Genomic DNA, 25,396 nt, shown 5'->3' on the forward strand with positions numbered 1-25,396 from the left:
TAATTATGTAAAAAGGCAACGTCAATTTGATATGTACCCCCTTTACTGGACAACCAGTAAAGGGGGTATTTTCATGAGATATAGTTATGAATTTAAAAGAAAAGCAATTGAATTATTTCATCAAGGTGAATGGCCAGAGACACCAACCGGAGTATTGCCGCATACTTTTCATGATCAAATAAGAAAATGGGCTAAACAAGAAATGTTTAATGGTCCAGAAATCAATAAGCATCGTATAGATAATCAACGTTGGTCTCCAGAGAAGAAATATGAATTAGTATGCCAAGTATTATTTGGAAAATCCATACGTTCTGTATCTGTTATGGCTGGAATTAATACTGGACAGCTGTATCAATGGGTTCATAAATACAAAACTTTGGGATACAATGGTCTTATAAATAAACCTAAAGGACGACCACCAAAGGATTGCAAAATGAAAGTACCTAAGACTATCTCACCTCGAAAGCTCAAAGAAAGTGAATATGAGGAACTAGTTCGCTTACGAGCTGAAAATGCTTATATTAAAGCTGAAAATGAAGTCATAAAAAAAGAGATTGCCTTGAGAGAAGAAAAAGAGGCTGCGCGACTCAAGGCGAAAAAGCAGCGATCATCAAAATGCTCCGCCAACAAGGCTATCAACTAAAGTATCTTTTGAAAGCTATGCCAATGTCCAAATCTACCTATTATTTTGAACTTACTAAAGTAGATCTTGTAGATAAAAGAAATACAGAGCTAAAAGATGAAATTCAAAAGATTTTTACAGAACATAAAGGTCGGTATGGTGTACGCCGTGTATATCAAGAGCTTCTTAATCGAGGCTTTGTAGTCAATCATAAACGAGTGCAAAGACTTATGCATATTATGGGGCTCGCAGGAAAGCGACCGAAAGAAAAGTACCACTCTTACAAAGGGAAAGTCGGTAAGGTAGCAGAAAATATCGTCAATAGAGATTTTAGTACAACTGCACCATTACAAAAATGGACTACTGATGTGTCTCAATTTAATTTCTCATGGGGAAAATGCTATTTGTCGCCTATTTTAGATATGAATACGAATGAGATTGTTGCTTATGACTTAGCATTAAGTCCTACCTTAGAACAAATTTCTCGTATGTTAGATAAGGCATTTAAGAAGTTTACTAATCTTTCAGGATTAATCCTCCATTCTGATCAAGGATGGCAATACCAACATAAGTACTTTAGGAGAACACTTAAAGAACATGGTATTATTCAATCTATGTCTCGAAAAGGAAATTGTTATGATAACTCTGTGATGGAAACCTTTTTTGGTAGATTGAAAACGGAAATATATTATGGTTTTGAGAGAGAATATTCATCTTTTAATGCTTTTGCAGCAGCGATAGAAGAATACATTAACTATTACAATAACAAAAGGATTCAAGCAAAAACAAAATGGATGCCCCCTGTGAAATACAGGGAAGCATCCATGTGTTTAGGCTAGTAAATAATATGTGTCCAGGAAAATGGGTACATATCAATTGACGTTGCCTTTTCTGTTGTTTATATTATTTATTACTCACCGTGAGTTTATACCCATTCGAATGAATATTAGTGCCTGTAGTGTCTTCGTTAGTTAAGGATTTTACATAGCTGTCGCCGGTAAGTGTCTATGTGGAGTCTTTGCTGAGTTTTATCATCATTAGTCTATAATTTTAATATGAAGTAGTATGTTCTCTATATAATTTAGCGTAGTTGAGATTAAATCTATAGTTTAGGCATGTGGAAGAATTGACTCATTTAAATAGGTGGACATTGACTAAGATATTAATGTAAATTATAATTAATTCATGAGTAAATCATGAATTATTCATGAACTATTAAGAGAGAACCGATTGTTAAAGTAAAAGGAGCTCTTATGGATCGAAATCTTGAATTTATGGCCCAAATACCTGAGGAACAATTACAAGTATTTGTTGATACGCTAATTGAAAAGGGTGGAATTACAGAGACATTATCTGCATCAGAAGATTATAAGGAATATGGAAAAAACTATTCTAAATATTGGCATAGAATTGAAAAAGAATATCGAGATTTTGGTAGTAATACCATTACTAGTATTTTTTCTGGTCCAAATACTTATAGAGAAATCCTAGAAAAAGTATTGAAACAATGTAAGGTTGATTTCCATTCTTCTGATTCGGTAGAGGTTATGGAAGAATTACTATTAGAATCTATAATAAAGGACATGTGGGAAAAATTATCTCAATCTGAACGAATTGCACTATTATCGGATTTGAAGGATGATATTGATAATATTGATTTTAACTCAATTGGTGGGATAACATCATCTATGTTAATTCAAGTGTTTAGAGCCGGTGGATTTGCATCATATAAAATCACATTAATTATTGTTAATGCCATTGCTAAAGCAATTTTAGGACGGGGATTGAGTTTAGCTGTAAATGCGGGTATTACTAGAGGATTGTCGGTTTTAGTTGGTCCGATAGGAATTATTTTGACTGCGTTATGGACTATTTATGATATAGCGGGACCAGCGTATAGAGTTATTATTCCTTGTACCATTCTCATTGCAGCATATAGAAAAATGGATAGTAGTAACTATTAGATATTCGTTTTATAGCTAAAAAAGGATAGAAGATGACTAAAAAAAAGACATATAAAAGAAAGTCTATCAGAAAAAATACTTCTAATAATATTGAAAATAGTGAAATACCAGGGATGATATTTGGAAATGTGAGTAATGCTTCTACGCTTTATGGGGAAGTGAAATTTAATGCATCTCGTGGACATGGTTTTGCTGCCGAGCGAGCTAATCATCAGTATGATGTGATTTCTGGTAAGAATGCAAAAATTGTAGGTGATGATAATCTAAAAAATGGTGCAGATCGGTTAGTCGATAATCAATATATACAAACTAAGTATTGTAGTAGCGCATCGAAAAGCATAGCTGAGTGTTTTGAAAATAAGACGTTTAGATACTTTGATGCAGAAGGAAAACCAATGCAAATCGAAGTGCCTTCCGATCAATATGAGAGTGCGATACAAGCAATGCAAGATCGGATTAAAAATGGACAAGTACCAGGTGTAACTGATCCAAAAGAGGCGTCAAATATAGTTCGAAAAGGTCACTATACATATGAACAAGCTAAAAATATAGCAAAAGCTGGTACGGTAGATTCATTAAAATATGATGCGATTAATGGTAGTATTATAGCAGCGCAAACACTTTGTATAACATCTGCAATCACTTTTGCGGTATCTGTTTGGGATGGGAAAGATGTTGATGAAGCTTTAGAACAAGCTTTGCTTAGTGGGTTAGATGTTGGGGCAAAGAGTTTTGTTACTGCTGTATTAGCAGGTCAAATTGTAAAAGCAGGTGGATATTCTTTAGCTTATGGGATGTCACAGAGTATAATTGATTTCATTGGGCCAAAAGCATCGGCACATTTAGTAAATGCTTTTAGAAGTGGAAGTAATATTTATGGTGCTGCTGCAATGAAGAGCGCACAAAAAATGTTGGGTAATAATATTGTTACTGGCGTTGCTTCCGTTGTTGTTCTTTCTAGTGTAGATGTTGTAAATATTTTCCGTGGGCGTATCTCGGGGGCTCAATTAGTTAAAAATCTTGTGAATACCAGTGCGTCTGTTGCTGGTGGTGTTGCTGGATGGAGTGGTGGTGCAGCAGCAGGAGCGGCTATTGGGTCTGTAGTGCCTGGAGTTGGGACTGCAATAGGTAGTTTAGTTGGTGGTTTATTGGGGTCTTTTGTTGGTGGCAGTACAGCTAATAAAGTTAGTTCTAGCATAACGGATATTATAATAGAAGATGATGCTAAAGAAATGATAGCAATTATTGAGAATGTATTTAAAGATTTAGCAACTGATTATTTATTAAATGAAGCGGAATGTAAAGCGTTAGCTGATTCCTTACATGGTATAATCGATAGCAGTTTACTCAAGGATATGTATGCTGAGTCTGATAGAGCTGCATTTGCTTATAAGTTTATGGAACCTATAGTTAATGAGATTGTTACTAAGCGTAAAGTAATTATTTTGCCAACAGAAGAAGAACAAGCTGATAAAATGATTAATATTTTAGAGAATCTTGAACCCGCAGTTTAGAGTCTCCATAAATAAAAGAAAGCATGAGATTTAGCGTATCTTATGCTTTCTTTTTGTTTGGCTGGATGAATAAACAAGTATCTGTTTATTTAATTCAGTTGTAATTATTTATCAGCTACAACAAGTTTATATCCATTCAAGTGAATGTTACTGCCTGTTGTGTCTTCGTTAGTTAAAGATTTTACATAGCTATCACCAGTAAGTGTCCATGTGGAGTCTTTGCTGAGTTTCAGTGTAATTTCTTTAGCTGTGTTATCTGTGTTTACAGCGCCTACAAGGCTAGATCCATTAGTCATGTCTAGTGCGACAGTGCTGATGGAGTCGGCTACGATGTTACCGCTAAGTTCTTGGTTAGATGCGCGGAGTGTGAGGTGCCCGCCGTTTTCACCGTCTTTGCCCCAGCGGGAGTCTGCCGCAGCTTTCACCAGTGTAGTAGTGTTTGGCATTAAGATTGTGTTGCCTGTAAGGTCTGCTTCAGCAGTGGTGTTGTTTACATAGATGAACGCACCTGTACCATGAGTTGTGAGTGTGTTATTTTCCGCTTTTAAACGAGCAATACCGCTTTCAGCATCACCGGAGAAACTTTGGTAAAGCATAAAGCCATTATCGTGGTAGCCTGTTACATTAGAGTTCGTAAGGGTAATAGAGTTTTTACCTTCTACAACACCAATTTCACTCTTGTTGGCCACGCCGTTCACATTGTTAGCTGTAATATTGCCAGTGGAGTAGATAACAGGACTGCCTGTGCCAGAGGTTGTAAGCTTAGCTGCTTCTGCAGTAATAGTGCCTTCACCACGGTCTGTAGCAAGGGTTGCGGAGTGAGCACCTTCAGTAGTGATAGTTAGGTTTTTACCGTTTACAGTGCCTTTATAGGTTGCATCTAGACCACGAGAAGAGTCGCCTTTTGTGTGGATGTTAGTATTTTCTACGTTGATCACAGAGACTTCACCAGTGGCAAATACTGCATTAGATCCAATGCTATTAGAGGTGATGTTACTATCCTTAATGCTTGTTTGGCTGCCTTCGATGCCGAGCACTACTGCGTTTTGTCCGTGGAAATTACTGTTGTCATCATTAGTGGTGTTGCCTGTTTTATCAAATACACTACTATTAATGGTGATTGTCGCTTTGTTTTTGCCGATGAAAGAATTTTGGTCGCTTGTAGTATTATCAAATCGTTGGTGTTCGAATGTTTTGCTTTCATTAATAACAGATGTACCTGTGAAAGTACTAGGATTAGCTTCCTTATGAGGCGTTGGTTCATTAATTTCGCCTGTCTTTACATCATCAGGTCTAGGCACATCAGCCTTAGGTACATCGGTTTTAGGCACATCAGCTTTAGGTGCATCGCCTTTAGGCGCTGATATGCTTTGGGTAGGAACATTAGTTTGTACTGGTTCTGCCCCAAATGTAGGGGCAAAGGCTAGTGCTGCAAGGGCACCGCCCGCTAAAGCAGGCAGGATGAGACGTCTTAAAGTTCTATAATTACGTGAATGTGTCATATATAATAACCTCCAAATATTTATTGCGCGATAAAATCGAATTGTGTAAAATTAAGATTGTAAGAAGTATAGTAATTATCTGTGAAAATAGTATGAATGACACATGGGATTTATAAAGAAATACTAATCGTGATTTTTAGATATGTCGATAAGGATGTCTTGCTTTCACCATTCATTATCACGTATAATATAGATTGGTATACGATGTATACTTTAAAGATCTGCCGTATCTTATAGAAAGGAGTTTCACAATTCGTAAGAGCGAATAGCGCAAGTACCCGCGAAGGCAGTCGTTAGGGTAGACGAGGTGAAGAGTGATCGAATAATCAGCGGATGCTCTTCCGGCACATTCATGTCGTAACAGATACTAAAAAGCCCATTGGTAACAATGGAGACAAAGTGTATCTGAATGAATTGTATTAAAGTAATAATTAATACATAATTGAAACATTAATCTAGAACATTAATCTAGAACATTAATTAGCCTTAGTTTTTGGCTGGGGCTAGAAATACCCCCAGTTATAGGAGGATATACTTATGTGCGGTATCGTAGGATACATTGGCTTTAATCAAGCATCTGATTTCTTATTGGACGGTATGGCGAAATTAGAATACCGTGGTTATGACTCTGCAGGTATTGCTGTTATTGGCCCTGAAAATGTAATTAAAATTCAAAAAAAGGTTGGCCGCCTAGCTAATCTTGAGGCGATTGTAAAAGCAGATCCTAATGAAGGGACTGTAGGTATTGGTCATACGCGTTGGGCTACTCATGGTCGTCCATCCGATATGAACGCCCATCCTCATGCATCTGAAGATGGTAAATTTGCTGTTGTTCACAACGGTATCATTGAAAACTACATGCCTTTAAAAGAAGAGCTCATCGAAAAAGGGTACCATTTCAAATCTGAAACTGATACAGAAGTAGTAGCTCATTTATTAGAGGATATGTACGATGGCGATTTCGTAAGTACTGTACGCCGCATGCTCGCTCGTGTTGACGGTGCGTATGCTCTTGAAATCATTTGTGCTGATGAGCCAGACAAAATCATTTGTACTAAAAAAGAAAATCCATTGGTTATCGGTCTTGGCAAAGGGGAAAACTTCGTTGCCTCCGATATTCCAGCAATCATTAACTACACACGTGATACATACATCTTGAGCGATGGTGAATTAGCTATCGTAACTCGTGATAATGTATCCGTATTTGACCGTGAAGGTAATGCTATCGATAAAGAAGTATTCCACGTAAGCTGGAATGCAGAGGCTGCTGAAAAAGGTGGTTATGAACACTTCATGTTGAAAGAAATTCATGACCAACCTAAAGCAGTTCGCGATACATTTGGTACACACATCTCCGAAGATGGTAAAACTGTACACTTTGAGGAATTGAACTGGACAGCTGACGATGTAACAGCTTTCAACAAAATCCTCATTGTTGCATGTGGTACAGCATACCATGCAGGTCTTGTAACAAAACAATATATTGAAAACTTGGCGCGCATTCCAGTAAGTGTGGAAATTGCATCTGAGTATCGTTATAGCAATCCGTTGACTGATGATAAAACATTATGTATCGTTATCAGTCAATCTGGTGAAACATCCGATACATTGGCTGCTTTGAAAGAGGCTAAACGTCATGGCGCTAAATCCTTGGCAATTACAAACGTAGTAGGTTCCAGTATTTCCCGTGAAGCAGATAACACTGTGTACACATGGGCAGGTCCTGAAATCTCTGTAGCGTCTACAAAAGCGTATACTACTCAATTAGTAGCAGGCTTGTTGTTTGCTGTATATCTTGGCCAATTAAATGGTAAAATGGATCCGGCTTTAGGCGGAGAAATCCTTTGCGGTGTTAAAAGCTTGCCTACATTGATTCATGAAATCTTTGAAGTAGACGAAGATATGAAAGCCTTTGCAAAACATTATGGCTTCAAATCTGATGCGTTCTTCTTGGGCCGTGCTATCGACTACGCAGTAGCGATGGAAGGTGCTTTGAAATTGAAAGAAATTTCTTACATCCATGCTGAAGCATATGCTGGTGGCGAGTTAAAACATGGTACATTGGCGCTTATTGAAGAAGGCGTACCTGTTATCGCATTGGCTACACAAGAAGATGTGTACGATAAGATGATCAGCAACATCCGTGAAGTAAAAGCTCGTGAAGCTGTTGTAATCGGTATTGGTATGAAAGGTGACGAAGAATTATCTAAACACGTAGACCATACAATCTATGTGCCTCGTGCAAATAAATTCATCGCTCCAATCCTTGCGGTTGTACCATTGCAATTATTGGCGTACTACGCAGCGATTACACGCGGCGCAGATGTAGATAAACCACGTAACTTGGCTAAATCTGTAACCGTAGAATAATATATATAACCAACAGTGCTTCGGCACTGTTGGTTTATTTCAATATAGGGAGACTATTATGGCAGTTATATTTTCCGGCATCCAACCAAGTGGGGAATTAACACTTGGCAACTATTTGGGGGCTTTACGTAATTTCTTAGAGTATCAAGATACTGATGAATGTTATTATTGCATCGTTAACCAACATGCGATCACTGTACCGCAAGATCCAAAAGAGTTATTCCAAAATACTCGTAATTTGGCTGCGTTATACCTCGCTGTTGGCCTCGATCCTAAAAAGGTAACATTATTTGTGCAATCCGAAGTGCCTGAGCATGTTAAACTCGGTTGGGTTATGCAATCTATCAGCTATGTTGGCGAATTAGAGCGTATGACACAGTACAAAGATAAGTCTCAAAAGCAAGGTGACTCTATTCCTACTGCGTTGCTTACGTATCCACCATTGATGGCGGCAGATATTTTGTTATATGGTACTAACTATGTTCCAGTAGGTGAGGACCAAAAACAACATCTTGAGTTGACTCGTAATTTGGCAGAGCGTTTTAACCGTAGATTTGGCGAAACTTTCGTAGTACCTGATATCAAGGTAGGCGAAGGTGGTGCTCGCGTTATGAGCTTACAAGAGCCAACTAAGAAAATGAGTAAATCTGATGATAACCAAAATGCTACAATTCGTCTTTTGGATGCACCAGACTTGATCGTGAAAAAATTGAAACGCGCTCAAACTGACTCTGATAACGCGGTGCGTTATGATAAAGAAAACAAACCCGGCATTTCTAACTTGATGGGCATTTACCGTGCTATCACAAAAGACAGCTATGAAGCTATCGAAGAAATGTATGCTGGTAAAGGTTATGGCGTCTTCAAATCCGATATCGCAGACCTATTGGTAGCAACTCTTGAGCCAATTCAACAACGTTACAATGAGTTGATTACAAGCCCTGAACTCGATGTTATTCTCGATGAAGGTGCTGCTAAAGCTCATGCTAAAGCAAGTCAAATGTATCGTAAAGTAGAGCAAGCTATGGGCTTGTGCCGTAAATAAAATCATATAGTAGACTTTCAATTTGTGAGGTAAGCCATGACGAAACAAGAGGCGATGGAACGCTTTTCATCAGGTACCGTACAACAGAGCTTAGAAATACATCGTGGAATTCAGTGGGCCGGTCGTATCATCGGTCTATTGGTTTGCGCCTTAATTGTAAAATATATGCCCTCCGATTGGGCTGAGCGTATATGGTATTATCTGTTGTTGCTCGTAATATTGTGGACCCTTCATAGATTAGGTGAAAGTCAAGCATTTATCTGTGAAAAGGGCCTCGTGTTAAAGCGAAGGCCTTTTTCTGTGAAAGAATACTTTCACAGCCTCTTTCATGGCGATGAATATTTTGTCTTTGTCGATTATGAGCATATAGTTGGATTTACTGAAGGTTGGCGTGAGTTGCAGGCTATGAATGGTCATGGTGGAATTTATGTAATACCATTAGATCTCGCACAGGTAGGGTATAAAGACAAAATGGCCATGATTGAAGCGATTCATAAGCATTCAGATACATAATGTATGCGTATATACAAAGGATTTAGTACTATAATCCTGTATGATCCATGAGAGAACTAAAAAATCTTAAAATTCATCAAATTAGCTATTTACAACTTTAATGAACTAAAGTATAATACAATCATCGGGTACAGACATGAGTTCTGTACAGCATATATTAGCAAGTAGTTAAAGGTGTAATACACCGTGGAGGATAGTTATGAATTGGAAAAAAATGATGGCCGTTGGCCTTGCAGCAGTATCTATGATGGTATTTGTAACGGGTTGTGGTAGTGATACTAAAACTGCTAATAAAGAATTACCTAAAAAAATCGTTATCGGCTTAGATGATAGCTTCCCTCCAATGGGCTTTAAAGATGATAAAGGCGAAATCGTAGGTCTTGATATCGATATGGCTAAAGAAGCAGCTAAACGCGCTGGCATGGATGTGGAATTCAAAGCTATCGACTGGTCTAGTAAAGAAGCTGAGTTGAAATCTAAAAAAATTGACGCTTTATGGAATGGCTTAACAGTTTCTCCTGAACGTGAGAAAAATATCTTGTTCTCCAACACGTATATGAAGGATAAACAATACATCGTTGTTCGTAATGAAGATGAATCCATTAAATCTAAAGCAGATCTTGCAGGTAAAGTAGTAGGTGTTCAACAAGCTAGTACTGGTGAATCTGCATTGCAAAACGATCCAAGCGGTAAAACTGTGAAAGAAACTAAATCTTATGCTGATTTTGTAAGTGCTTTCATGGATCTTGGTATTGGACGTGTTGATGCAGTTATCGCAGATGGTGTTATCGCTCGTTACCTCATGACAAAAGAACCTGGTAAATACAAAATCGTAGAAGGTACTGATTACGGTGTTGATAACTTCGCTGTTGGCTTCCGTAAAGATGACACTGCATTGCGTGATAAAATCAATGGTATCTTAGCTGAAATGAAAAAAGATGGTACTGCTGATAAAATCGTTGAAAAATGGTTGGGCTCTAGCGCAGACCTAGATAAGAGCGATGCTAAATAGTACAATTCGTGATATACTAATAGTACTATGGTCAGTTTGTACAACAGATAATTAAAGAACGAAATGTACACTAGAGAAGAGGCCAGATGCCTCTTCTCTAGTCGTGTTTTGAAGGAGTATTCCATGTTAGATTATTTATTGCAGATTATCCCAACCATTGCTGATGGTTTGAAGGTAACCGTATCGCTATTCTGTATTGTATGGATCTTATCCATTCCTGGTGGTATTCTACTTGCTTTGGTACGTTTATCTAAATTTACAGTGCTCGACAAAATCGTTGAAGCTTTCGTATATTTGATGCGCGGCACACCACTAATGCTTCAAATTTTATTCGTCTATTATGCATTACCTATCATTACAGATGGTGCTGTCCAAATGGATGATGCTACAGCAGCGGTGCTTACATTCGTATTAAACTACGCAGCGTATTTATGTGAAATTTTCCGCGGTGGTATTCAATCCATCTCTCGTGGTCAGTACGAAGGGGCAAAGGTTCTTGGATTTACTTATGCCCAAACGATGCGTAAGATCATCTTGCCACAAATGTTTAAACGCGTATTGCCTCCACTTGCGAATGAGACAATTAACTTGTTGAAAGATACTTCTCTCGTATACGTATTGGCTATGAATGATATCTTGCGTATTACAAAATCTATCGTACAACGTGACTTTGACATCTCTGCCTTCTTGGTGGCAGCTTTGTTCTACTTGATCTTTACCTTTATTTTGACAAATATCTTCAACTACTTAGAAAGAAGATTTGCTGTATACGAAGATTAATCTATTCTGTAGTTGCTTGTCGTATTTTACATCCAATTATTGTTCATATAGTGGGCTAATACTCAATGATTAGTATGTTTAGATAAAAGAATGCGACGATTTAAGAGGTACTTATGACATTTGTAAATATGGAGCGTATTGAAAAACGCTTTAACAATCAAACTGTATTGCGCGATGTATCGCTCAAAATGAATAGAGGGGAAATCGTTTCTATTATCGGTCCTTCTGGGTCTGGTAAATCTACATTCTTGCGCTGTTTAGGTCAATTAGAGACTATCGACGGTGGTTCTATTACTGTAGATGGCACTGTTCTTGCTAGTACTGATGCTAATGGCACTGTAAACTATGCAAGCCAAGAAACACAACATGACTTGCTATTACGGATGGGCATGGTGTTCCAATCTTTCAATTTATTCCCTCATATGACCGTGCTCGATAATATTATGATCGCACCGCGTATGGTAAAAGGCATGAAAGATGATGAGATTTTATCGATTGCAGAGCGATTACTTAATAAAGTTGGCCTATGGGAAAAGCGCGATATGTATCCATCCCGTTTATCTGGGGGCCAACAACAACGTGTGGCTATAGCTCGTGCATTGGCGATGAATCCAGAAATTATGCTCTTTGATGAACCAACATCTGCTCTTGACCCAGAGTTAACAGGTGAGGTTCTAAAGACTATTAAACAGTTGGCTGATGATCACATGACGATGATTATCGTAACTCATGAAATGAACTTTGCTCGTGAAGTATCTGACCGTGTCATCTTCATGGCCGACGGTGTCATCCAAGAGGAAGGCACACCAGAGCAAATTTTCAATAATCCACAGAACGATAGAACGAAAGCGTTCTTGGAGAATATGTTATAGGAGGTCTTATGAAGTTACGTTTTATTGCCGCTACATTAGCTGTAATGGCTATGGGCACGACCTCTATTATGGCGGAAGGTTTGCAGGGGACACCTAGCACACCAATAGCTATTGTAGACTCACAAAAAGACTCTGCATCTATCTTGCCAGAACAATATAAGTCCTATGCTACTACGATGAATACAGTGGTTAAGGATTATAAAAATGGCTATACCTTTACGCTTCCTTGGCGTGTAGCTGATGGTGTTAAACTGGATATGGATGTGCGCAGTGAAAGTGAGCATATTCAAGGCTATTCTTTCAACTTAGCAGGTCCAACTCAAGATGATTCCTATACTGTGTCTTTTACAAAGCGCAATAATACACCGCAAGATGGGGTATCTCAAAAGGAATGGAATACGACTTGGTATGGCGTGCCAATCAAGGGTATGTCTGATGAAGAATATTTGAGCATTTGGCGTCAACATAGTAATGCCTTTGAAAATAATGATATTGTTGGTGGCTTCTTTAACAAGAAAGGGGCTATATCAGCGCGTTGGGATAAGACGACACCAAAATCGTATGCTGAAATGACCTCTACAGAGCCTGTTCAATCCGTATTTGAAGCGGAATTCATCATGGATAAGGACCCAACACATCGCTATAATTTAGCTAGTACTTATGCCCCTATTCAAGGGGAGTTTATGGAACAAGGCTTGATGGAACATACGATTCCGTCCTTTGAATTATTAAATAAAACTGGTTCTAGTACGATTAAAGGTGTTAAACAATTTATCTCTGGCACTAGTGATATTAGCATAGCTGAAGGCATCAAATTTAATTATCCAAAAGGATTTACCCGTCTTAATGAAAAGGGGAAAATTGCTTTCACTAAGCATAATGTACGCCTTGATATTGAATCTTTTACAATTCCAGTACAAGCAGTTAGCACAGGCATGCCTACGATGATGGGTAAACAAATGCTAGGTGATTACTATCTTAAACAATTGGTTGAGGTAAATAAGGCAACCATCACTCGATACGAAACGCATATCATCGATGGTAATGTTATGTTCTACTTGGCAGGTCATATGAAGAATCCTAATACGGCTGATACATCCGCAGCGGCACCAGTATCCTTCGCAGCTACTATTATCTTAGGTAATGAAGGCAATGTAGCTGTGGCTCGTATGATTGGCCCAGCAGGCACAAGCCTTAGCACACCAGAGCTTATCGATGTGCTCGATGGATTCAAGTTGACTACTACATTGAATACGAACCAATCTTCGCAAGTGTTGTAATATACACATAATATTCTTTTATTTGTATAATTCTGTATAATTTGTGCTATAATAAAAGAAATCCTCTAGAAAAAGAGGAGTTTTCCTTGATGGTCTAGAATATAATAATATAGGCTAAACGATCTTTGATCATATCCCCTTTGAGGGATTAGAAATAGGAGGGGTTATTATGGTTACCTACAAAACTATTGTCGTACCTACTGATGGTTCTGAAAATGCTAAACGTGCGTTGGAACATGCTCTCGCTGTAGCGGACCGCAACCATGCTGAATTGATTATTGTTCACGTTGCAAATATTGTGTCTGCTATTTCCAATTTCGATCAAACACCAATTTCCGGTGGCTACGTATCTGAACAAATTGCGGAAGATATGGAAGAAACTGGTAAAGAAATTCTTAACGATGTAGTGAAAGAAATTCCTACAGGTGTAAAAGTTAAAAGCGTATTCGAAGTTGGCTCCCCTGGCCCTGCATTGTTGGCAGTAGCTAAAAAATACAATGCTGATCTTATCGTAATGGGTAGCCGTGGCCTTGGTCCATTGAAAGGCTTGTTCATGGGTAGCGTAAGTAGCTATGTAACTAGTCACTCCACTTGCCCTGTATTAATCATTAAATAATTCATATCCTGTATAGATATGATATAAAAAGAGACTTTGTTTAAACAAAGTCTCTTTTTTAATATAATAAAAATGATATAATATTTATATATATGCCCCACGGGGTTACAAATGAGTAAGAACATAAGTAATATAAGAATGATACATAAACATGAATAGTGATTTAAGATATGGGGGATTATATGAGCGACAAACAAGAAGCATTGCTAAAGCTAGCAGAACTGTTTAAAATCTTGGGAGATCCTACGCGCCTTAAAATAGTAGAATTATTATTAGAAAATGAAATGTGTGTTAATCATATTGCAGAAACAATGGGAATGGGTCAATCTGCTATTTCACACCAATTACGTGTATTACGTCAAGCACGCCTTGTAACCTATCGTAAGGAAGGGAAAACTGCATACTACTCTCTAAACGATGATCATGTAGAAGGTCTCGTAAGAATGGGTATGGAACACGTATCTCATCAGTAAGTAATACGATAATTGTTTAAAGTGTACAAAAGGAGCCCTTTAAAAGGGCTCCTTTTTGTATAGGTATACTAGTATCAATATAATGGGAAAAGGTAATAGGCGATTGTAATAAATAGCGGCATAGTTACTGCCGATAGAATTGTGGTGCCCATAACGATTTGCGTAGCATATTCAGGATTATTCTTCATTTCAATAGCGATGAGTGCCATATTAATAGCTGTTGGGACACTGTAGGTAATGACTATAGTCTGTGCTGCTATTGGATGCATTGGGCCATAGAACATAATAAAGAGTATCGTAATAACTGCTGCGATAAGAGGGCTTACGATGAGTCGTAAGGATGTAGCGAGCATAACATCGGCCTTAAAGAAGTTTAATGGTGTTCTATTAATTTGAACCCCTAAGGCAATCATCGCAACACCAACAAAGGCATTAGCAAAAATCTTAAGAGGTGCAAAGAAGAAGAGGCCATGTAAATCAAAAGGCAAAAGCTGACAAAGTAATGCTAGAGGGATAGCGTATACCATTGGCATATGGAATACTACGTTTAAGGCATCTTTTGTGCTCAATCGGCCAGCACCAGCTTGGTAGAAACCATAGGTATTACTCGTAATGGTTTGTATAATCATGATAGATACAACGCTAACGAGGCCTAAGTCAGCATAGGGGGTTGCGCCATCAATGATATAAGGCACATTCGTAAATACGAAGATGGCAAGAGCAATACCCATATTTCCAACGTTATTAAACATGACGCAGTTTTTTAATGTTGCAATTTTGGCCACGTCATAGCCTTGGATTTTACCGACTATACCAGAAAGTATAGAGTTTAGGATGAGTACAACTAGTGCACAAAATACAATTTCTAGTGTGCTAGATGTAAATTTTGCTTCATACATGGCTCTGAATACAAAGGTTGGTAGTAGTATATAGAAATTCAATTTACTCAATGTATAGAGGTCAAGTTTGAATTTCCTATCTAGTATAAATCCTACGCCGATGAGTATGAAGATTGGGATCATAGAATTCATAAATATATGACCAATTAATTCAAATATATTCATTGTCTCACCTGGAGTTTCTCATTAATTATTAGAGTATCATTATATAGTATTTATAGTATTATCATACCATAGGATGTATTGTTTTGGGGCTTAAAAGTTGATTCATTATGATTACTTATCATATTCATCAGAAATATATATACAAATGTGAGCTTTTACATACATAATAATTAACAAATGTATAGTATAATGTGAATATATTGTATATTTAGTTTGTTCTTTGATGGTGTCTCTGCGGTTAGTAATCATAGCTTTCACAGTGTGGAGTCCAAAGGGATGCACAGGAGGAATTATGAAACGAATTCTATTAGTATTAATGAGCGTTTTCATGCTTGCTTTTCTAGTAGGCTGTGGTAACGATGCAAGCAAACCGGCAGAAACAGGTAAACCAAGTACATCTGAAAAGATTACTGTACAAGCTGCTGCCAGTCTTAAAGGGGCTCTTACAGAACTCGCTGATGCTTACAAAAAAAGCCATAATTTAGCAGATGATCAAATTGCTATTAACTTTGCTGGTTCTGGTACATTGCGTCAACAAATTGAACAAGGTGCACCAGCTAGCTTATTTATCTCTGCTGACGAAAAAAATATGAAAATGTTACAAGAGAAAGACCTTGTAACTGATGTTAAACCTTTCGTAACTAATGAGTTAGTTCTTGTAGTTCCAAAAGGGCAACCTAAAATTGAATTAAATCAAATTGCTTCTGTTAAACGTATCGTTTTAGGTAATCCTGAAACAGTACCAGCTGGTAATTATGGTAAACAAGTATTAACAAAATTAGGTGTTTGGGAACAAGTTGAACCAAATGTAGTATATGCTAAAGACGTAAAAGCTGTAACAGCATCTATTAGCCAAGGTGCTGGTGATGCGGGCTTCATCTACAAAACTGATGCCATTGCAGCAGGTGATGCCGTTCAAATTTCTGCAGTAACACCTGCAGACTCTCATGATCCAGTTGTCTATCCAATCGGTATTATTAAAAAATATGACAATGCATTGGCAAAAGATTTCTACCAATATGTAATGAGCCCAGAGGGACAAAAAGTATTAGAGAAATACGGTTTCTCCACTTCTAAATAAGGGTAAAACGCTAGCTCTCATGGCTAGCGTTTTCTTATGATACAATATATATATTATTATTGTTAGTCCTAGCTGGAAATATATGATTTCAGCATTATTAAATAGAAAGGGGGTATAGCATGAGTCCATTCTGGCTATCGCTGTGGGTGGCGAGCATTGCTCTCGTTATTGTTATCTTAAGTGGCTTAGCCGTTTGCTACTGGATGAATCGCTGTAAATGGGGCGGCATTGCTATTCTTGATGCTCTTATTACATTGCCACTAGTATTACCGCCAGTAGTCGTTGGTTTTGCGCTGCTTATGGTATTTACACCGGGCTATGCCTTTGGGGCTTGGCTTGAAGCTCATGGCATGAGTGTCGTCTTTGCCGCTTCTGGTGCTGTCATAGCCTCTTCTGTTATTGCATTTCCACTGTTTTATCAAACAGTACGTTCTGCATTGCAGTCCGTAGATCATAATATGGAGGATGTAGCTCGAACATTAGGTGCTTCAGAGCTACGCATTTTCTTTACCATATCTGTACCGCTCGCATGGAAAGGTATTTTAACAGGTAGTATTTTAGCGTTCTGCCGTGCCATGGGCGAATTTGGTGCGACCATCTTGATTGCTGGTAATATTCCAAAGGTAACACGCACTATGCCATTAGCTATCTACTCCTATGTAGAGGCCGGGCAGTACATGGATGCCTTTGAGCTCGTTATTTATATTTGTGTTCTTACATTGGCGTTACTGAGCGGGATTCATCTTATTACAAAAGGTTCCTTGTTCCGCCATACAGATAATAATTAGGAGGTTCTATGATTACATTTTCTTTTACTGTAGCTAGACCTTCTGTAACTGTGAAAGCTGAGGGTACATTGACTTCTGGGATTACTGTATTGACTGGACAGTCCGGTAGTGGTAAAAGTACGTTCATCAAATGTATTGCAGGCCTCGTAAAACCCACAACTGGCAGTATTCAATGTGATGAAACAACGTGGGTTGATCGGGATAAAAAAATCTGGGTACCTGCTCAAGACCGTCAAGTAGGCTATATGCCACAAGGTAATATCGTATTTCCTCACTTGTCCGTAGAAAATAATATTACCTACAGTAAGCGCGGTACACCTGAGATGTGCGATACGCTATTACAACGTTTAGGTTTAGAAAAATACCGCCATACTAAGGCGGGTAGCTTATCTGGTGGTGAGCAACAACGGGTTGCATTAGGTCGTGCGCTCTACTCTAAACCGACTATTTTGCTCCTCGATGAGCCTTTATCTGCACTCGATTGGAACTTGAGAAAGCAAGTTCGTGAGGATCTCGTATCTATCATCCGTGAATGGGATGTACCTTGCGTATGGGTTACCCATGATGAAAGCGAAGCAGAAAGCGTAGGAGATAGACACTGGACCTGTGAAAACGGGCTTATTACGATTGCTGAATGATGATAAACATTTAAATCGTATGGTTTTGATACAGTGATAAAATACTTTAAAATTAAATAGAGATACATAAAACACCTTCATAATCCTATGAACTACATGCCAAAAACTGGACACAATTTTGAGATGTATAGTTCAGTAACTAGTGGATTGTGAAGGTGTTTTCTTTTTAGATAGTTGATAGCAATGATAGCAGTGTACTTACTATTATCTTTAATCTTTAGTATTGAATTAGTACGTTTATAATAGATGTTACTTGCTAATGCTACTTAATTTCTGTTGATATGTGTGCTGTTTTACTTATAAATCCAACGATAGCTGTAACGACAAATGCCATTGTAAAGGCTGGTAATGTAGCACCTATTGTGCTTTCACTATGTAACATATAGTGGTATAAACCAACGGATACAGCCCAGATTAGCCCTCGTACGAGATAAGCTGAAAGTGTTTGTACTTGTTGGCGATTGATAAAGTAGTCCGCCAATAAGATGGCAATCATCGGCGCAAATACAGAGCCGATGAGGTATAGGAAGTCTGTAATATCATCCATTGGATAGAGAATAGCTGCAATAGTGCCCACGATAGTAACGATGACGGCGATACCTTTACTGGAGGCACCATTATAGATAGTTGTACTAGATACGCCTGCAGAGTAAGCGTCCATAAAGGTTGTAGTAACGGTAGAGAAGATGATAACGATGAGGCCCGCAAGGCCAAGTCCTGCATTCATCATGATAGTAATGATGGAGTCGCCACCACCAAAGATTGCGGCACTAAGACCTAAGGTGTACATAACGATACTTGTTACAGTGTAGACTGTAGCACTTGTAAGTGATGCGGAGAAAGGTTTTTTACTTTCACGGGTATAATCACTGATGAGTGGTAGCCAAGATAGGGGCATGGCAATAGATAACTCAAGGGCAGCAATGAAACTCATGTTTCCGCTAGTTAGAAGGCTAGCTTCACTAGGCCACTGCGATATCATGTGAGCGCCCATGTAGAGGGTGAGACCTAGCAATAACACCGATACGATGGCTTGAATATAGCCCGTATTGTGGAGACCGATGAAAAGCCACAGGATGACAAGCGCTCCAATAGCTATCGTCCAAATCATAGGGGATAGGGGGGCTAGCTCTTGTAAGGCTAGCATAGCATCGTAGATCATGATGCTAGTCCAGCCGATAAGTTGAAGCATATTTAAAAAGGCAAAGCCTTTAGCTCCTAGTGGTCCAAAGCTGAAGGCGGTAGTATTCATACTGCCTTGCCGTAAACGTCCACCGATGAGGCCCGCTCCAAAGAGCAATATACCGCCGATGATATGCCCTAGTATGATGGCATATAGACCTTGAGTGAGCCCTAAGGGGGCTAGATAGGTTCCTGTCATAATTTCCGCTATAGATAGAGCGGCACCAAACCATATCATGGCGAACTGTGGTTGTGTAATGTATGTGTCTTTCATACGTCCTCCTTGCCAGGAAGTCATAGAAAAAGCCGAGTCCAAAAAGGAACTCGGCTATTAATCCTCTATGTTCCCTACGTTGGCATTATCCAAATCAGGTTATGGGTTAAAGCGTTAGCTTACTCTCAGCCCACTCATGTGAGCACCCCGTTATGGCTTCATTATACGAGGTGCTACGGGAACCGTCAATTCTTTTGTTGCATAGATTGTATATTGATGTTATAACTAGAGTATAAAAATATATTGCCACTAGGGGTGCTTTTGCTGAGATTGACCATTCAAAACCCTAGACCTGATCCAGATAATACTGGCGTAGGGAAGTGGAGTGCAACATAATACTAAACTATTACGAGACCATTCCATTTGAAGTGGTCTCGTTTTTATATGTCTGGAGGTATTATGAAAAAACTAATTATTGCTAGCATATGTGTAGCTTTAGGCGTAGTATTATCTACTACATCAATTCCTATTGGACCAGCGCGTATTTTTCCGTTTCAACATATGATTAATGTTATCTTAGCCGTTGTGGTGGGGGCAAGATTTTCCGTAGGTGCTGCCTTTAGTACATCTTGTTTGCGCAATATATTGGCACTAGGTTCTCCTTTAGCCTTTCCAGGCAGCATGATTGGCGCTTGGTTATCGGCTTATTTATATAAGAAATATAACGCTCTATGGGCGGCAGCTCTAGGCGAAATCATTGGTACCGGCCTTATCGGTGCTCTTGTGAGTTATCCTATAGCCAATTTCTTGTTAGGTAAACCTTTGGCATTGTTGACCTTGATTACATCCTTCGCCATGAGCTCTATAACAGGTGCTTGCATTGGTTTCATAGTATTACAAATCTTATCTCGTCGTCATCTATTACATAAGGAGGTATAATGAAACTACATACTGCATTGACAATTGCTGGTACTGATCCTAGCGGTGGCGCCGGTATTATGGCTGATTTGAAATCCTTCCAAAGTCGTCACATATACGGCATGGCTGTTGTTACCTCTGTGGTAGCCCAAAATACGACGGGCGTACATCATGTAGAACATCTGTCGCTAGAGAGTATTGAGCAGCAATTACACGATGTGTATTCTGACATTGAACCTCAAGCCGTTAAGACGGGCATGATTGCCTTGCCGGAGATGATGGATCTTATCTATCCTTATGTGAGTAAACCAATTCCTTATGTAATGGATCCCGTTATGATTGCCACTAGCGGTGACCGACTCGTATCAGATGAGGCAGTAAATTTCTTAAAATCTAAACTTATTCCGACGGCTACAGTGATTACACCTAACCGCAGCGAGGCTGAGGTCTTAGCGGACATGTCTATTGATTGTGAAAGCGACATAACAATGGCGGCTAATCGTATCTTACAGGACTTAGGACCTCAAGTAGTTATCATTAAAGGTGGTCACATCGGTGAAGATGCAACGGATTATGCTTTCACTAAAGATGGTAGCGTCCGTACTTGGACAAGCCCTAAATATGATACGGTGCATACTCATGGTACAGGCTGTACTTTCTCCGCAGTGATAACGGCGGAGCTCGCTAAAGGGCGTGATGTAATGGATGCCATTGGTATTGCCAAGGACTATATTGCACTTGCTATTAAACATAATCCTGGGCTGGGAAATGGCTGTGGTCCCGTTAATCATATGGCTTATGGACTCTTATCTAATGGACCTGAAACGATGGATGAGCTCTTGAAAAATGATGAGAGGAGATAGTGATATGACCTATGAAAATCAATACATGAATGGTCAAACTTGGCCTGAACTCAATATATTAGAAATCTTGCGCCAGAGAAACCCTCTCGTTATTTGTATTACCAATGATGTGGTGAGGACCTTTACGGCCAATGGTTTGCTCGCCATTGGTGCATCACCGGTGATGAGTGAGTGTAGTGAAGATTTGAAAGATCTCATCGTCCATGCATCGACGCTACTCATTAATATTGGTACTCTTACCCCAGACAAAGTTAGTTACTACAAAGATGCCATAGCACTGGCAAAGAAACATGAGGTTCCTATCGTTTTAGATCCAGTAGGTTGTCATGCGGGGGCTTATCGTCTATCTGTGGTGTTAGATTTGATTAAGACTGGCAACATCTCTCTATTACGAGGTAACCAAAGCGAAATTAAAGCTATCTACGATGCTTTAGGTCCTGATGATGAGGATAATAATTCTACAGAAGGTAAAGGTGTAGATGGCGCACAAGTTGAGGATAGTGCTGTTATTGCTTATCGACTCGCACGTCTTATCAACTGCCCTGTTGTAGCTACTGGCGAAGAGGATTATGTTTCTGATGGAACTCGGGTGTTTGCCGTACCGCATGGTCATCCTATTATGACAGCTGTAACGGGCACGGGCTGTCTATTAGGAGCTGTTTTGGCGGCTTTCTTTAGCGCTTATTATCCATATAAAAACAGACTATCTATCGGTGAGTTTCTCGCCTATGCATTGGCTTACTATGGTTTAGCCGGTGAAAGTGCAGTACAGGTAAGTGGCGTAAAACCTGGTAGCTTTAGTGTAGCCTTTATGGATAGATTATATACACTTGATGATGCGGTGCTTATGTCTGAAAATCATATACGCCCTGTAGTTGTGCCGGATCAATTAGAAGTATATTTCATCAGTGGTACGCAAGATGTGGAACTGAATGAACATCGTTTGCTCTCTATCGTAGAGGACGCTTGTCGAGGTGGTGTGACTTGTTTTCAATTTAGAGAAAAGGGCGCAGGTACCTTAGTGGGGCAACAGAAACTAGAGTTAGCCCAACAATTAAAACAAATCTGTGCAAAGTATAATGTACTCTATGTTATCAATGATGATGTAGACTTAGCGATGGCTGTTAATGCTGATGGTGTACATGTAGGTCAAGAAGATATGCGTCTAGAAGAGGTGCATAATCTTGTAGGCCATAAGGTGGTTGGCATCTCCATTCACTCCGTAGAGGAACTTCATAAGACTGATATAATCTATGCTGACTGTGTAGGTGTAGGACCAATGTATGCTACAAGTAGTAAGCCTGATGCACAAGAGCCATGTGGACCGGAGCGTGTCGCTGAACTACAAGCAGAAGGCTTGACCTTACCATGTGTTGGTATTGGGGGAATAACTTTAGACAATGCGAAGCCTATACTAGAAGCAGGAGCCTGTGGTGTTGCCATCATATCTGCTATTGCTCATGCAGATAACCCTTATGAGGCGGTACAACAGTTTAAGCATTTAGTGGATAGTACTAAATAGCGAATAGAACACAAAAAAAGACGATGACCTAAGTCATCGTCTTTTTGATAAGGAAGTTGTTAGTACTTACTGTAAGATTATATTGTACTTACAGGTGTGTTTAATTTAAATCTGTACTTACAGGTTGTTAGTTTAGTTAGTGTCGTATTTACAGATTAGAAGGATTCAACCAAACGTTGGAAGAAAGCTTGTGGGTGAGCACATACTGGGCAAACTTTAGGAGCTTCTTCACCAATGTGTACATAGCCACAGTTAGCGCAGATCCAAGCTACTGGTTCGTCGTTAGTGAATACTTTGTTACCAGATACTCGAGCTGCTAATGCAAGGTAACGAGCTTCATGACGAGCTTCGATTTTACCAACTTCGCGCATTTGGTAAGCGATTTTTGCAAAGCCTTCTTTTTCAGCTTCGTCAGCGAAATCTTTGTACATTGTAGTGTGTTCGTAGTTTTCGCCAGCTGCTGCATCACGAAGGTTAGCTTCGATATCGGAAGATACGTCGCCACCATGAAGAGCTTTGAACCACAATTTAGCATGTGCGGATTCGTTGTGAGCTGTTTCTTCGAAATAATCAGCGATTTCGTTCATGCCAGCTTTACGAGCTGCTGCTGCGTAGAAAGTATATTTTTGGAATGCTTGGGATTCGCCAGCGAATGCTGCTTGAAGATTTTTTTCAGTGTTAGAACCTTTTAATTCTGCCATTTTAATACTCCTTTGTACTTACGATAATTTTCAAATTTGTTACTTAACTTATATATTCATAACCACTTGGTTGTGAATTCAAATAATAGAATACTTATTCTACAATTTTCGTGGGCGACTTCGCCTTAGTAAGAAAACTTATTCTTAGATTAAATAGACACTTGCCTAACTCTTAAAATAGTACTTACTGATTTTTGTTTTTTCGGCACTTGCCGTCTTAACAGTTTTATATACAATGGTGTATCCGTATACTTAACGAATAATCATTGTTGACTATATTGTAACATACTAAATGAGAAATGCAAGTGTTTTTGTAAAATTTATTTCGAGAATTTTCTAAATGATAAATATTATCAATGTAGTAAAAATGCGGTTTTTTAAAGGTTGAATAGTATAGGGTTTATAAAATAAGTTCATTTTGATATTGAGAATGATAACTAAATGAAAAATCATTATTGATTACGTATTAATAATCTTTTTGTTAAATGTACTAATAACTCCCCATAAAATAACTATATAACTATAGAATTCTGATATATTTATAGAACATTGTATTTTTTGTATAATAAGTATATAAATACTGAACGATATAAAAGGAGGCGCTATGGCATTTGTTAGATATTATATAGGCGATGTGGTAAAAATGAAAAAGTCACATCCCTGTGGCAGTGATGAATGGGAAGTTAAACGGATTGGTACAGACTTTCTCATCGTATGTAATGGTTGTGGTCATCAACTATTGATGCCGCGCCCGAAATTTGAAAAGGCAGTTAAGAAAATCGTATCTCGATTGCCTGAGAATGAATAAGGAGGACGTATGGTACGACTCACTGATTACGTAACAAGTGGGGGCTGTGCGTGTAAGATTGGGCCTCATATATTAAATCGTGTATTAAAAGCAGTGACACCTGTTACCAATGAACACGTACTGGCAGATATGACAGGTGCTGACGATGCAGGGGTATATAAACTTTCAGATACACTAGCATTAGTGCAAACATTAGATTTCTTTACGCCCATGGTTAATGATCCTATTTTATTTGGTAAAATTGCGGCTGCTAATGCTTTGAGTGATGTATATGCTATGGGCGGTACGCCTTTAACGGCTATGAATATTGTGGGGTTCCCTGTGCCTCTTGTTGAACAAGGTATATTAACAGATGTATTAAACGGAGCGGGATCTATCGTGGCTGAATCTGGTGCTGCCATCGTTGGTGGTCACAGCATTGAAAATAAAGAGCCTATCTTCGGTATGTCTGTAACAGGGCAAGTGAATCCAAATCGAATTTGGAAAAATAAAGGGGCTCAAGTAGGGGATGTGCTGATATTAACTAAGCGAATTGGTACAGGAATTATGAATAATGCTCTAAAAGGTGATTTATTCCCTGTAGGTACTGAGCAGGCCGTCACTAGCATGAGTACATTAAATCGGGTGGGAGCAGAGGTGGCTCACAACTTTACCATCCATGCTTGTACAGACGTAACAGGCTTTAGTCTAATGGGACATTCCGTAGAAATGGCTAGTGCCTCTGATGTGACCATTCATATTAAAGCTTATGACATTCCACTATTTGATAATGTCATCGAAGCAGCTCAAATGGGCTTGGTGCCTGCTGCATCCTATGGGAATCGAAAGGCTATAACAGACGTTCAAGTAGATCAGGCTTTGGACCCTGTATGGACGGATATTCTCTTTGATCCACAAACCTCTGGCGGTTTACTATTCTCCGTGCCTGCTAGTGAAGGTAATAAATTGGTTGAGGCCTTACACGAATCTGGCATTGACTGTGCTAGTATTGTTGGTACTGTTGAAAGTTTCAGTGGACTAGCGGTACGTGTTACAGAATAGTTTTATAAAAAAA

The 25,396-nt window shown here is 38.9% G+C and carries 25 protein-coding genes and 2 riboswitches; of the genes, 21 read left to right on the forward strand and 4 right to left on the reverse strand.

Annotated features, from left to right (window positions below):
* Positions 1-73 precede the first annotated feature (73 nt).
* The 4 genes from VEIT17_RS01425 to VEIT17_RS01440 all read left to right on the forward strand — a co-directional run bounded on the left by VEIT17_RS01425 (position 74) and on the right by VEIT17_RS01440 (position 4,100).
* Positions 74-643: a transposase gene (locus tag VEIT17_RS01425; protein WP_241670381.1), complete on the forward strand. Its 570-nt coding sequence runs from the start codon at positions 74-76 to the stop codon at positions 641-643.
* Positions 607-1,461, forward strand: a complete 855-nt coding sequence (locus tag VEIT17_RS01430; RefSeq protein ID WP_242013294.1) for an IS3 family transposase — start codon at positions 607-609, stop codon at positions 1,459-1,461. Before VEIT17_RS01425 ends, VEIT17_RS01430 begins: the two co-directional genes overlap by 37 nt.
* A gap of 414 nt (positions 1,462-1,875) precedes the next feature.
* Positions 1,876-2,586, forward strand: coding sequence for a YaaW family protein (locus VEIT17_RS01435; RefSeq protein WP_178884412.1), 711 nt, complete (start codon positions 1,876-1,878; stop codon positions 2,584-2,586).
* Positions 2,587-2,618: 32 nt separating this feature from the next.
* Positions 2,619-4,100 (forward strand): YeeR family protein, encoded by a 1,482-nt coding sequence (locus VEIT17_RS01440; RefSeq protein ID WP_178884414.1) that lies wholly within the window; start codon positions 2,619-2,621, stop codon positions 4,098-4,100.
* A gap of 104 nt (positions 4,101-4,204) precedes the next feature.
* On the opposite strand, the gene VEIT17_RS01445 is transcribed toward VEIT17_RS01440, so the two are convergent.
* Entirely contained in the window at positions 4,205-5,602 is a 1,398-nt protein-coding gene (locus VEIT17_RS01445) for a hypothetical protein (RefSeq protein ID WP_178884416.1), read from the reverse strand.
* Positions 5,603-6,139: 537 nt separating this feature from the next.
* On the opposite strand from VEIT17_RS01445, the gene glmS reads away from it, so the two are divergent.
* From glmS to VEIT17_RS01490, 9 genes are all read left to right on the forward strand, one after another.
* Positions 6,140-7,972, forward strand: coding sequence for a glutamine--fructose-6-phosphate transaminase (isomerizing) (gene glmS, locus VEIT17_RS01450; protein ID WP_178884418.1), 1,833 nt, complete (start codon positions 6,140-6,142; stop codon positions 7,970-7,972).
* A gap of 58 nt (positions 7,973-8,030) precedes the next feature.
* The gene (gene trpS / locus VEIT17_RS01455) at positions 8,031-9,017 is read left to right on the forward strand and encodes a tryptophan--tRNA ligase (RefSeq protein WP_060923857.1); all 987 of its coding nucleotides are present in this window, start codon (positions 8,031-8,033) and stop codon (positions 9,015-9,017) included.
* Between the two features lie 36 nt (positions 9,018-9,053).
* A complete protein-coding gene (locus VEIT17_RS01460) occupies positions 9,054-9,530 on the forward strand; it encodes a hypothetical protein (protein WP_178884420.1) in 477 nt (158 codons plus the stop codon).
* Positions 9,531-9,729: 199 nt separating this feature from the next.
* The gene (locus VEIT17_RS01465) at positions 9,730-10,542 is read left to right on the forward strand and encodes an amino acid ABC transporter substrate-binding protein (protein WP_129823661.1); all 813 of its coding nucleotides are present in this window, start codon (positions 9,730-9,732) and stop codon (positions 10,540-10,542) included.
* Positions 10,543-10,665: 123 nt separating this feature from the next.
* Positions 10,666-11,322, forward strand: coding sequence for an amino acid ABC transporter permease (locus VEIT17_RS01470; protein WP_005387763.1), 657 nt, complete (start codon positions 10,666-10,668; stop codon positions 11,320-11,322).
* 113 nt (positions 11,323-11,435) lie between these two features.
* A complete protein-coding gene (locus VEIT17_RS01475; RefSeq protein WP_178884422.1) occupies positions 11,436-12,194 on the forward strand; it encodes an amino acid ABC transporter ATP-binding protein in 759 nt (252 codons plus the stop codon).
* Positions 12,195-12,202: 8 nt separating this feature from the next.
* The gene (locus VEIT17_RS01480; protein ID WP_178884424.1) at positions 12,203-13,474 is read left to right on the forward strand and encodes a hypothetical protein; all 1,272 of its coding nucleotides are present in this window, start codon (positions 12,203-12,205) and stop codon (positions 13,472-13,474) included.
* Positions 13,475-13,643: 169 nt separating this feature from the next.
* Positions 13,644-14,090 carry a universal stress protein gene (locus tag VEIT17_RS01485; RefSeq protein ID WP_060923852.1) on the forward strand — a complete coding sequence of 149 codons (447 nt, stop codon included), beginning with the start codon at positions 13,644-13,646 and terminating at the stop codon, positions 14,088-14,090.
* Between the two features lie 182 nt (positions 14,091-14,272).
* A complete protein-coding gene (locus tag VEIT17_RS01490; RefSeq protein WP_005387769.1) occupies positions 14,273-14,563 on the forward strand; it encodes an ArsR/SmtB family transcription factor in 291 nt (96 codons plus the stop codon).
* 74 nt (positions 14,564-14,637) lie between these two features.
* Here VEIT17_RS01490 and VEIT17_RS01495 read toward each other — a convergent pair whose 3' ends face one another.
* Entirely contained in the window at positions 14,638-15,627 is a 990-nt protein-coding gene (locus VEIT17_RS01495; protein ID WP_178884426.1) for an AEC family transporter, read from the reverse strand.
* 292 nt (positions 15,628-15,919) lie between these two features.
* On the opposite strand from VEIT17_RS01495, the gene modA reads away from it, so the two are divergent.
* The 3 genes from modA (at position 15,920) to VEIT17_RS01510 (ending at position 18,134) form a co-directional block, all read left to right on the forward strand.
* Positions 15,920-16,708 (forward strand): molybdate ABC transporter substrate-binding protein, encoded by a 789-nt coding sequence (gene modA, locus VEIT17_RS01500; protein WP_178884428.1) that lies wholly within the window; start codon positions 15,920-15,922, stop codon positions 16,706-16,708.
* Positions 16,709-16,827: 119 nt separating this feature from the next.
* Entirely contained in the window at positions 16,828-17,496 is a 669-nt protein-coding gene (modB, locus tag VEIT17_RS01505; RefSeq protein ID WP_129823922.1) for a molybdate ABC transporter permease subunit, read from the forward strand.
* An 8-nt stretch (positions 17,497-17,504) separates the two neighbouring features.
* A complete protein-coding gene (locus VEIT17_RS01510; protein ID WP_178884430.1) occupies positions 17,505-18,134 on the forward strand; it encodes an ATP-binding cassette domain-containing protein in 630 nt (209 codons plus the stop codon).
* A 262-nt stretch (positions 18,135-18,396) separates the two neighbouring features.
* Here the strand turns inward: VEIT17_RS01510 and cytX are convergent, their stop codons facing one another.
* Positions 18,397-19,590: a putative hydroxymethylpyrimidine transporter CytX gene (cytX, locus tag VEIT17_RS01515; RefSeq protein ID WP_178884432.1), complete on the reverse strand. Its 1,194-nt coding sequence runs from the start codon at positions 19,588-19,590 to the stop codon at positions 18,397-18,399.
* A gap of 54 nt (positions 19,591-19,644) precedes the next feature.
* A riboswitch (TPP riboswitch) is annotated at positions 19,645-19,750 on the reverse strand.
* Between the two features lie 81 nt (positions 19,751-19,831).
* Positions 19,832-19,926: riboswitch (TPP riboswitch) on the forward strand.
* Between the two features lie 63 nt (positions 19,927-19,989).
* Between cytX and thiW the strand changes: the two genes are divergently transcribed.
* The 3 genes from thiW to thiM are packed head-to-tail and all read left to right on the forward strand — an operon-like array spanning position 19,990 to position 22,833.
* The gene (thiW, locus tag VEIT17_RS01520) at positions 19,990-20,469 is read left to right on the forward strand and encodes an energy coupling factor transporter S component ThiW (protein WP_178884434.1); all 480 of its coding nucleotides are present in this window, start codon (positions 19,990-19,992) and stop codon (positions 20,467-20,469) included.
* Positions 20,469-21,311 (forward strand): bifunctional hydroxymethylpyrimidine kinase/phosphomethylpyrimidine kinase, encoded by an 843-nt coding sequence (gene thiD / locus VEIT17_RS01525; protein WP_178884436.1) that lies wholly within the window; start codon positions 20,469-20,471, stop codon positions 21,309-21,311. Before thiW ends, thiD begins: the two co-directional genes overlap by 1 nt.
* Before the next feature lie 4 nt (positions 21,312-21,315).
* Entirely contained in the window at positions 21,316-22,833 is a 1,518-nt protein-coding gene (thiM, locus tag VEIT17_RS01530; protein WP_178884438.1) for a hydroxyethylthiazole kinase, read from the forward strand.
* 155 nt (positions 22,834-22,988) lie between these two features.
* Here the strand turns inward: thiM and rbr are convergent, their stop codons facing one another.
* Complete coding sequence (gene rbr, locus VEIT17_RS01535) at positions 22,989-23,534, reverse strand: rubrerythrin (RefSeq protein WP_060923843.1); 546 nt, start codon at positions 23,532-23,534, stop codon at positions 22,989-22,991.
* 604 nt (positions 23,535-24,138) lie between these two features.
* Here rbr and VEIT17_RS01540 point away from each other — a divergent pair.
* Entirely contained in the window at positions 24,139-24,342 is a 204-nt protein-coding gene (locus tag VEIT17_RS01540; RefSeq protein WP_060923842.1) for a DUF951 domain-containing protein, read from the forward strand.
* A 9-nt stretch (positions 24,343-24,351) separates the two neighbouring features.
* Positions 24,352-25,383, forward strand: coding sequence for a selenide, water dikinase SelD (selD, locus tag VEIT17_RS01545; protein ID WP_178884440.1), 1,032 nt, complete (start codon positions 24,352-24,354; stop codon positions 25,381-25,383).
* Positions 25,384-25,396: the final 13 nt, after the last annotated feature.

Source organism: Veillonella nakazawae, from assembly GCF_013393365.1.
GTDB lineage: Bacteria > Bacillota > Negativicutes > Veillonellales > Veillonellaceae > Veillonella > Veillonella nakazawae.

Coding starts and splice junctions, on each gene's coding strand:
- VEIT17_RS01425 (WP_241670381.1), top strand. CDS start 74: ATGAGATATAGTTATGAATTTAAAAGAAAAGCAATTGAATTATTTCAT.
- VEIT17_RS01435 (WP_178884412.1), top strand. CDS start 1,876: ATGGATCGAAATCTTGAATTTATGGCCCAAATACCTGAGGAACAATTA.
- VEIT17_RS01440 (WP_178884414.1), top strand. CDS start 2,619: ATGACTAAAAAAAAGACATATAAAAGAAAGTCTATCAGAAAAAATACT.
- VEIT17_RS01445 (WP_178884416.1), bottom strand. CDS start 5,602: ATGACACATTCACGTAATTATAGAACTTTAAGACGTCTCATCCTGCCT.
- glmS (WP_178884418.1), top strand. CDS start 6,140: ATGTGCGGTATCGTAGGATACATTGGCTTTAATCAAGCATCTGATTTC.
- trpS (WP_060923857.1), top strand. CDS start 8,031: ATGGCAGTTATATTTTCCGGCATCCAACCAAGTGGGGAATTAACACTT.
- VEIT17_RS01460 (WP_178884420.1), top strand. CDS start 9,054: ATGACGAAACAAGAGGCGATGGAACGCTTTTCATCAGGTACCGTACAA.
- VEIT17_RS01465 (WP_129823661.1), top strand. CDS start 9,730: ATGAATTGGAAAAAAATGATGGCCGTTGGCCTTGCAGCAGTATCTATG.
- VEIT17_RS01470 (WP_005387763.1), top strand. CDS start 10,666: ATGTTAGATTATTTATTGCAGATTATCCCAACCATTGCTGATGGTTTG.
- VEIT17_RS01475 (WP_178884422.1), top strand. CDS start 11,436: ATGACATTTGTAAATATGGAGCGTATTGAAAAACGCTTTAACAATCAA.
- VEIT17_RS01480 (WP_178884424.1), top strand. CDS start 12,203: ATGAAGTTACGTTTTATTGCCGCTACATTAGCTGTAATGGCTATGGGC.
- VEIT17_RS01485 (WP_060923852.1), top strand. CDS start 13,644: ATGGTTACCTACAAAACTATTGTCGTACCTACTGATGGTTCTGAAAAT.
- VEIT17_RS01490 (WP_005387769.1), top strand. CDS start 14,273: ATGAGCGACAAACAAGAAGCATTGCTAAAGCTAGCAGAACTGTTTAAA.
- VEIT17_RS01495 (WP_178884426.1), bottom strand. CDS start 15,627: ATGAATATATTTGAATTAATTGGTCATATATTTATGAATTCTATGATC.
- modA (WP_178884428.1), top strand. CDS start 15,920: ATGAAACGAATTCTATTAGTATTAATGAGCGTTTTCATGCTTGCTTTT.
- modB (WP_129823922.1), top strand. CDS start 16,828: ATGAGTCCATTCTGGCTATCGCTGTGGGTGGCGAGCATTGCTCTCGTT.
- VEIT17_RS01510 (WP_178884430.1), top strand. CDS start 17,505: ATGATTACATTTTCTTTTACTGTAGCTAGACCTTCTGTAACTGTGAAA.
- cytX (WP_178884432.1), bottom strand. CDS start 19,590: ATGAAAGACACATACATTACACAACCACAGTTCGCCATGATATGGTTT.
- thiW (WP_178884434.1), top strand. CDS start 19,990: ATGAAAAAACTAATTATTGCTAGCATATGTGTAGCTTTAGGCGTAGTA.
- thiD (WP_178884436.1), top strand. CDS start 20,469: ATGAAACTACATACTGCATTGACAATTGCTGGTACTGATCCTAGCGGT.
- thiM (WP_178884438.1), top strand. CDS start 21,316: ATGACCTATGAAAATCAATACATGAATGGTCAAACTTGGCCTGAACTC.
- rbr (WP_060923843.1), bottom strand. CDS start 23,534: ATGGCAGAATTAAAAGGTTCTAACACTGAAAAAAATCTTCAAGCAGCA.
- VEIT17_RS01540 (WP_060923842.1), top strand. CDS start 24,139: ATGGCATTTGTTAGATATTATATAGGCGATGTGGTAAAAATGAAAAAG.
- selD (WP_178884440.1), top strand. CDS start 24,352: ATGGTACGACTCACTGATTACGTAACAAGTGGGGGCTGTGCGTGTAAG.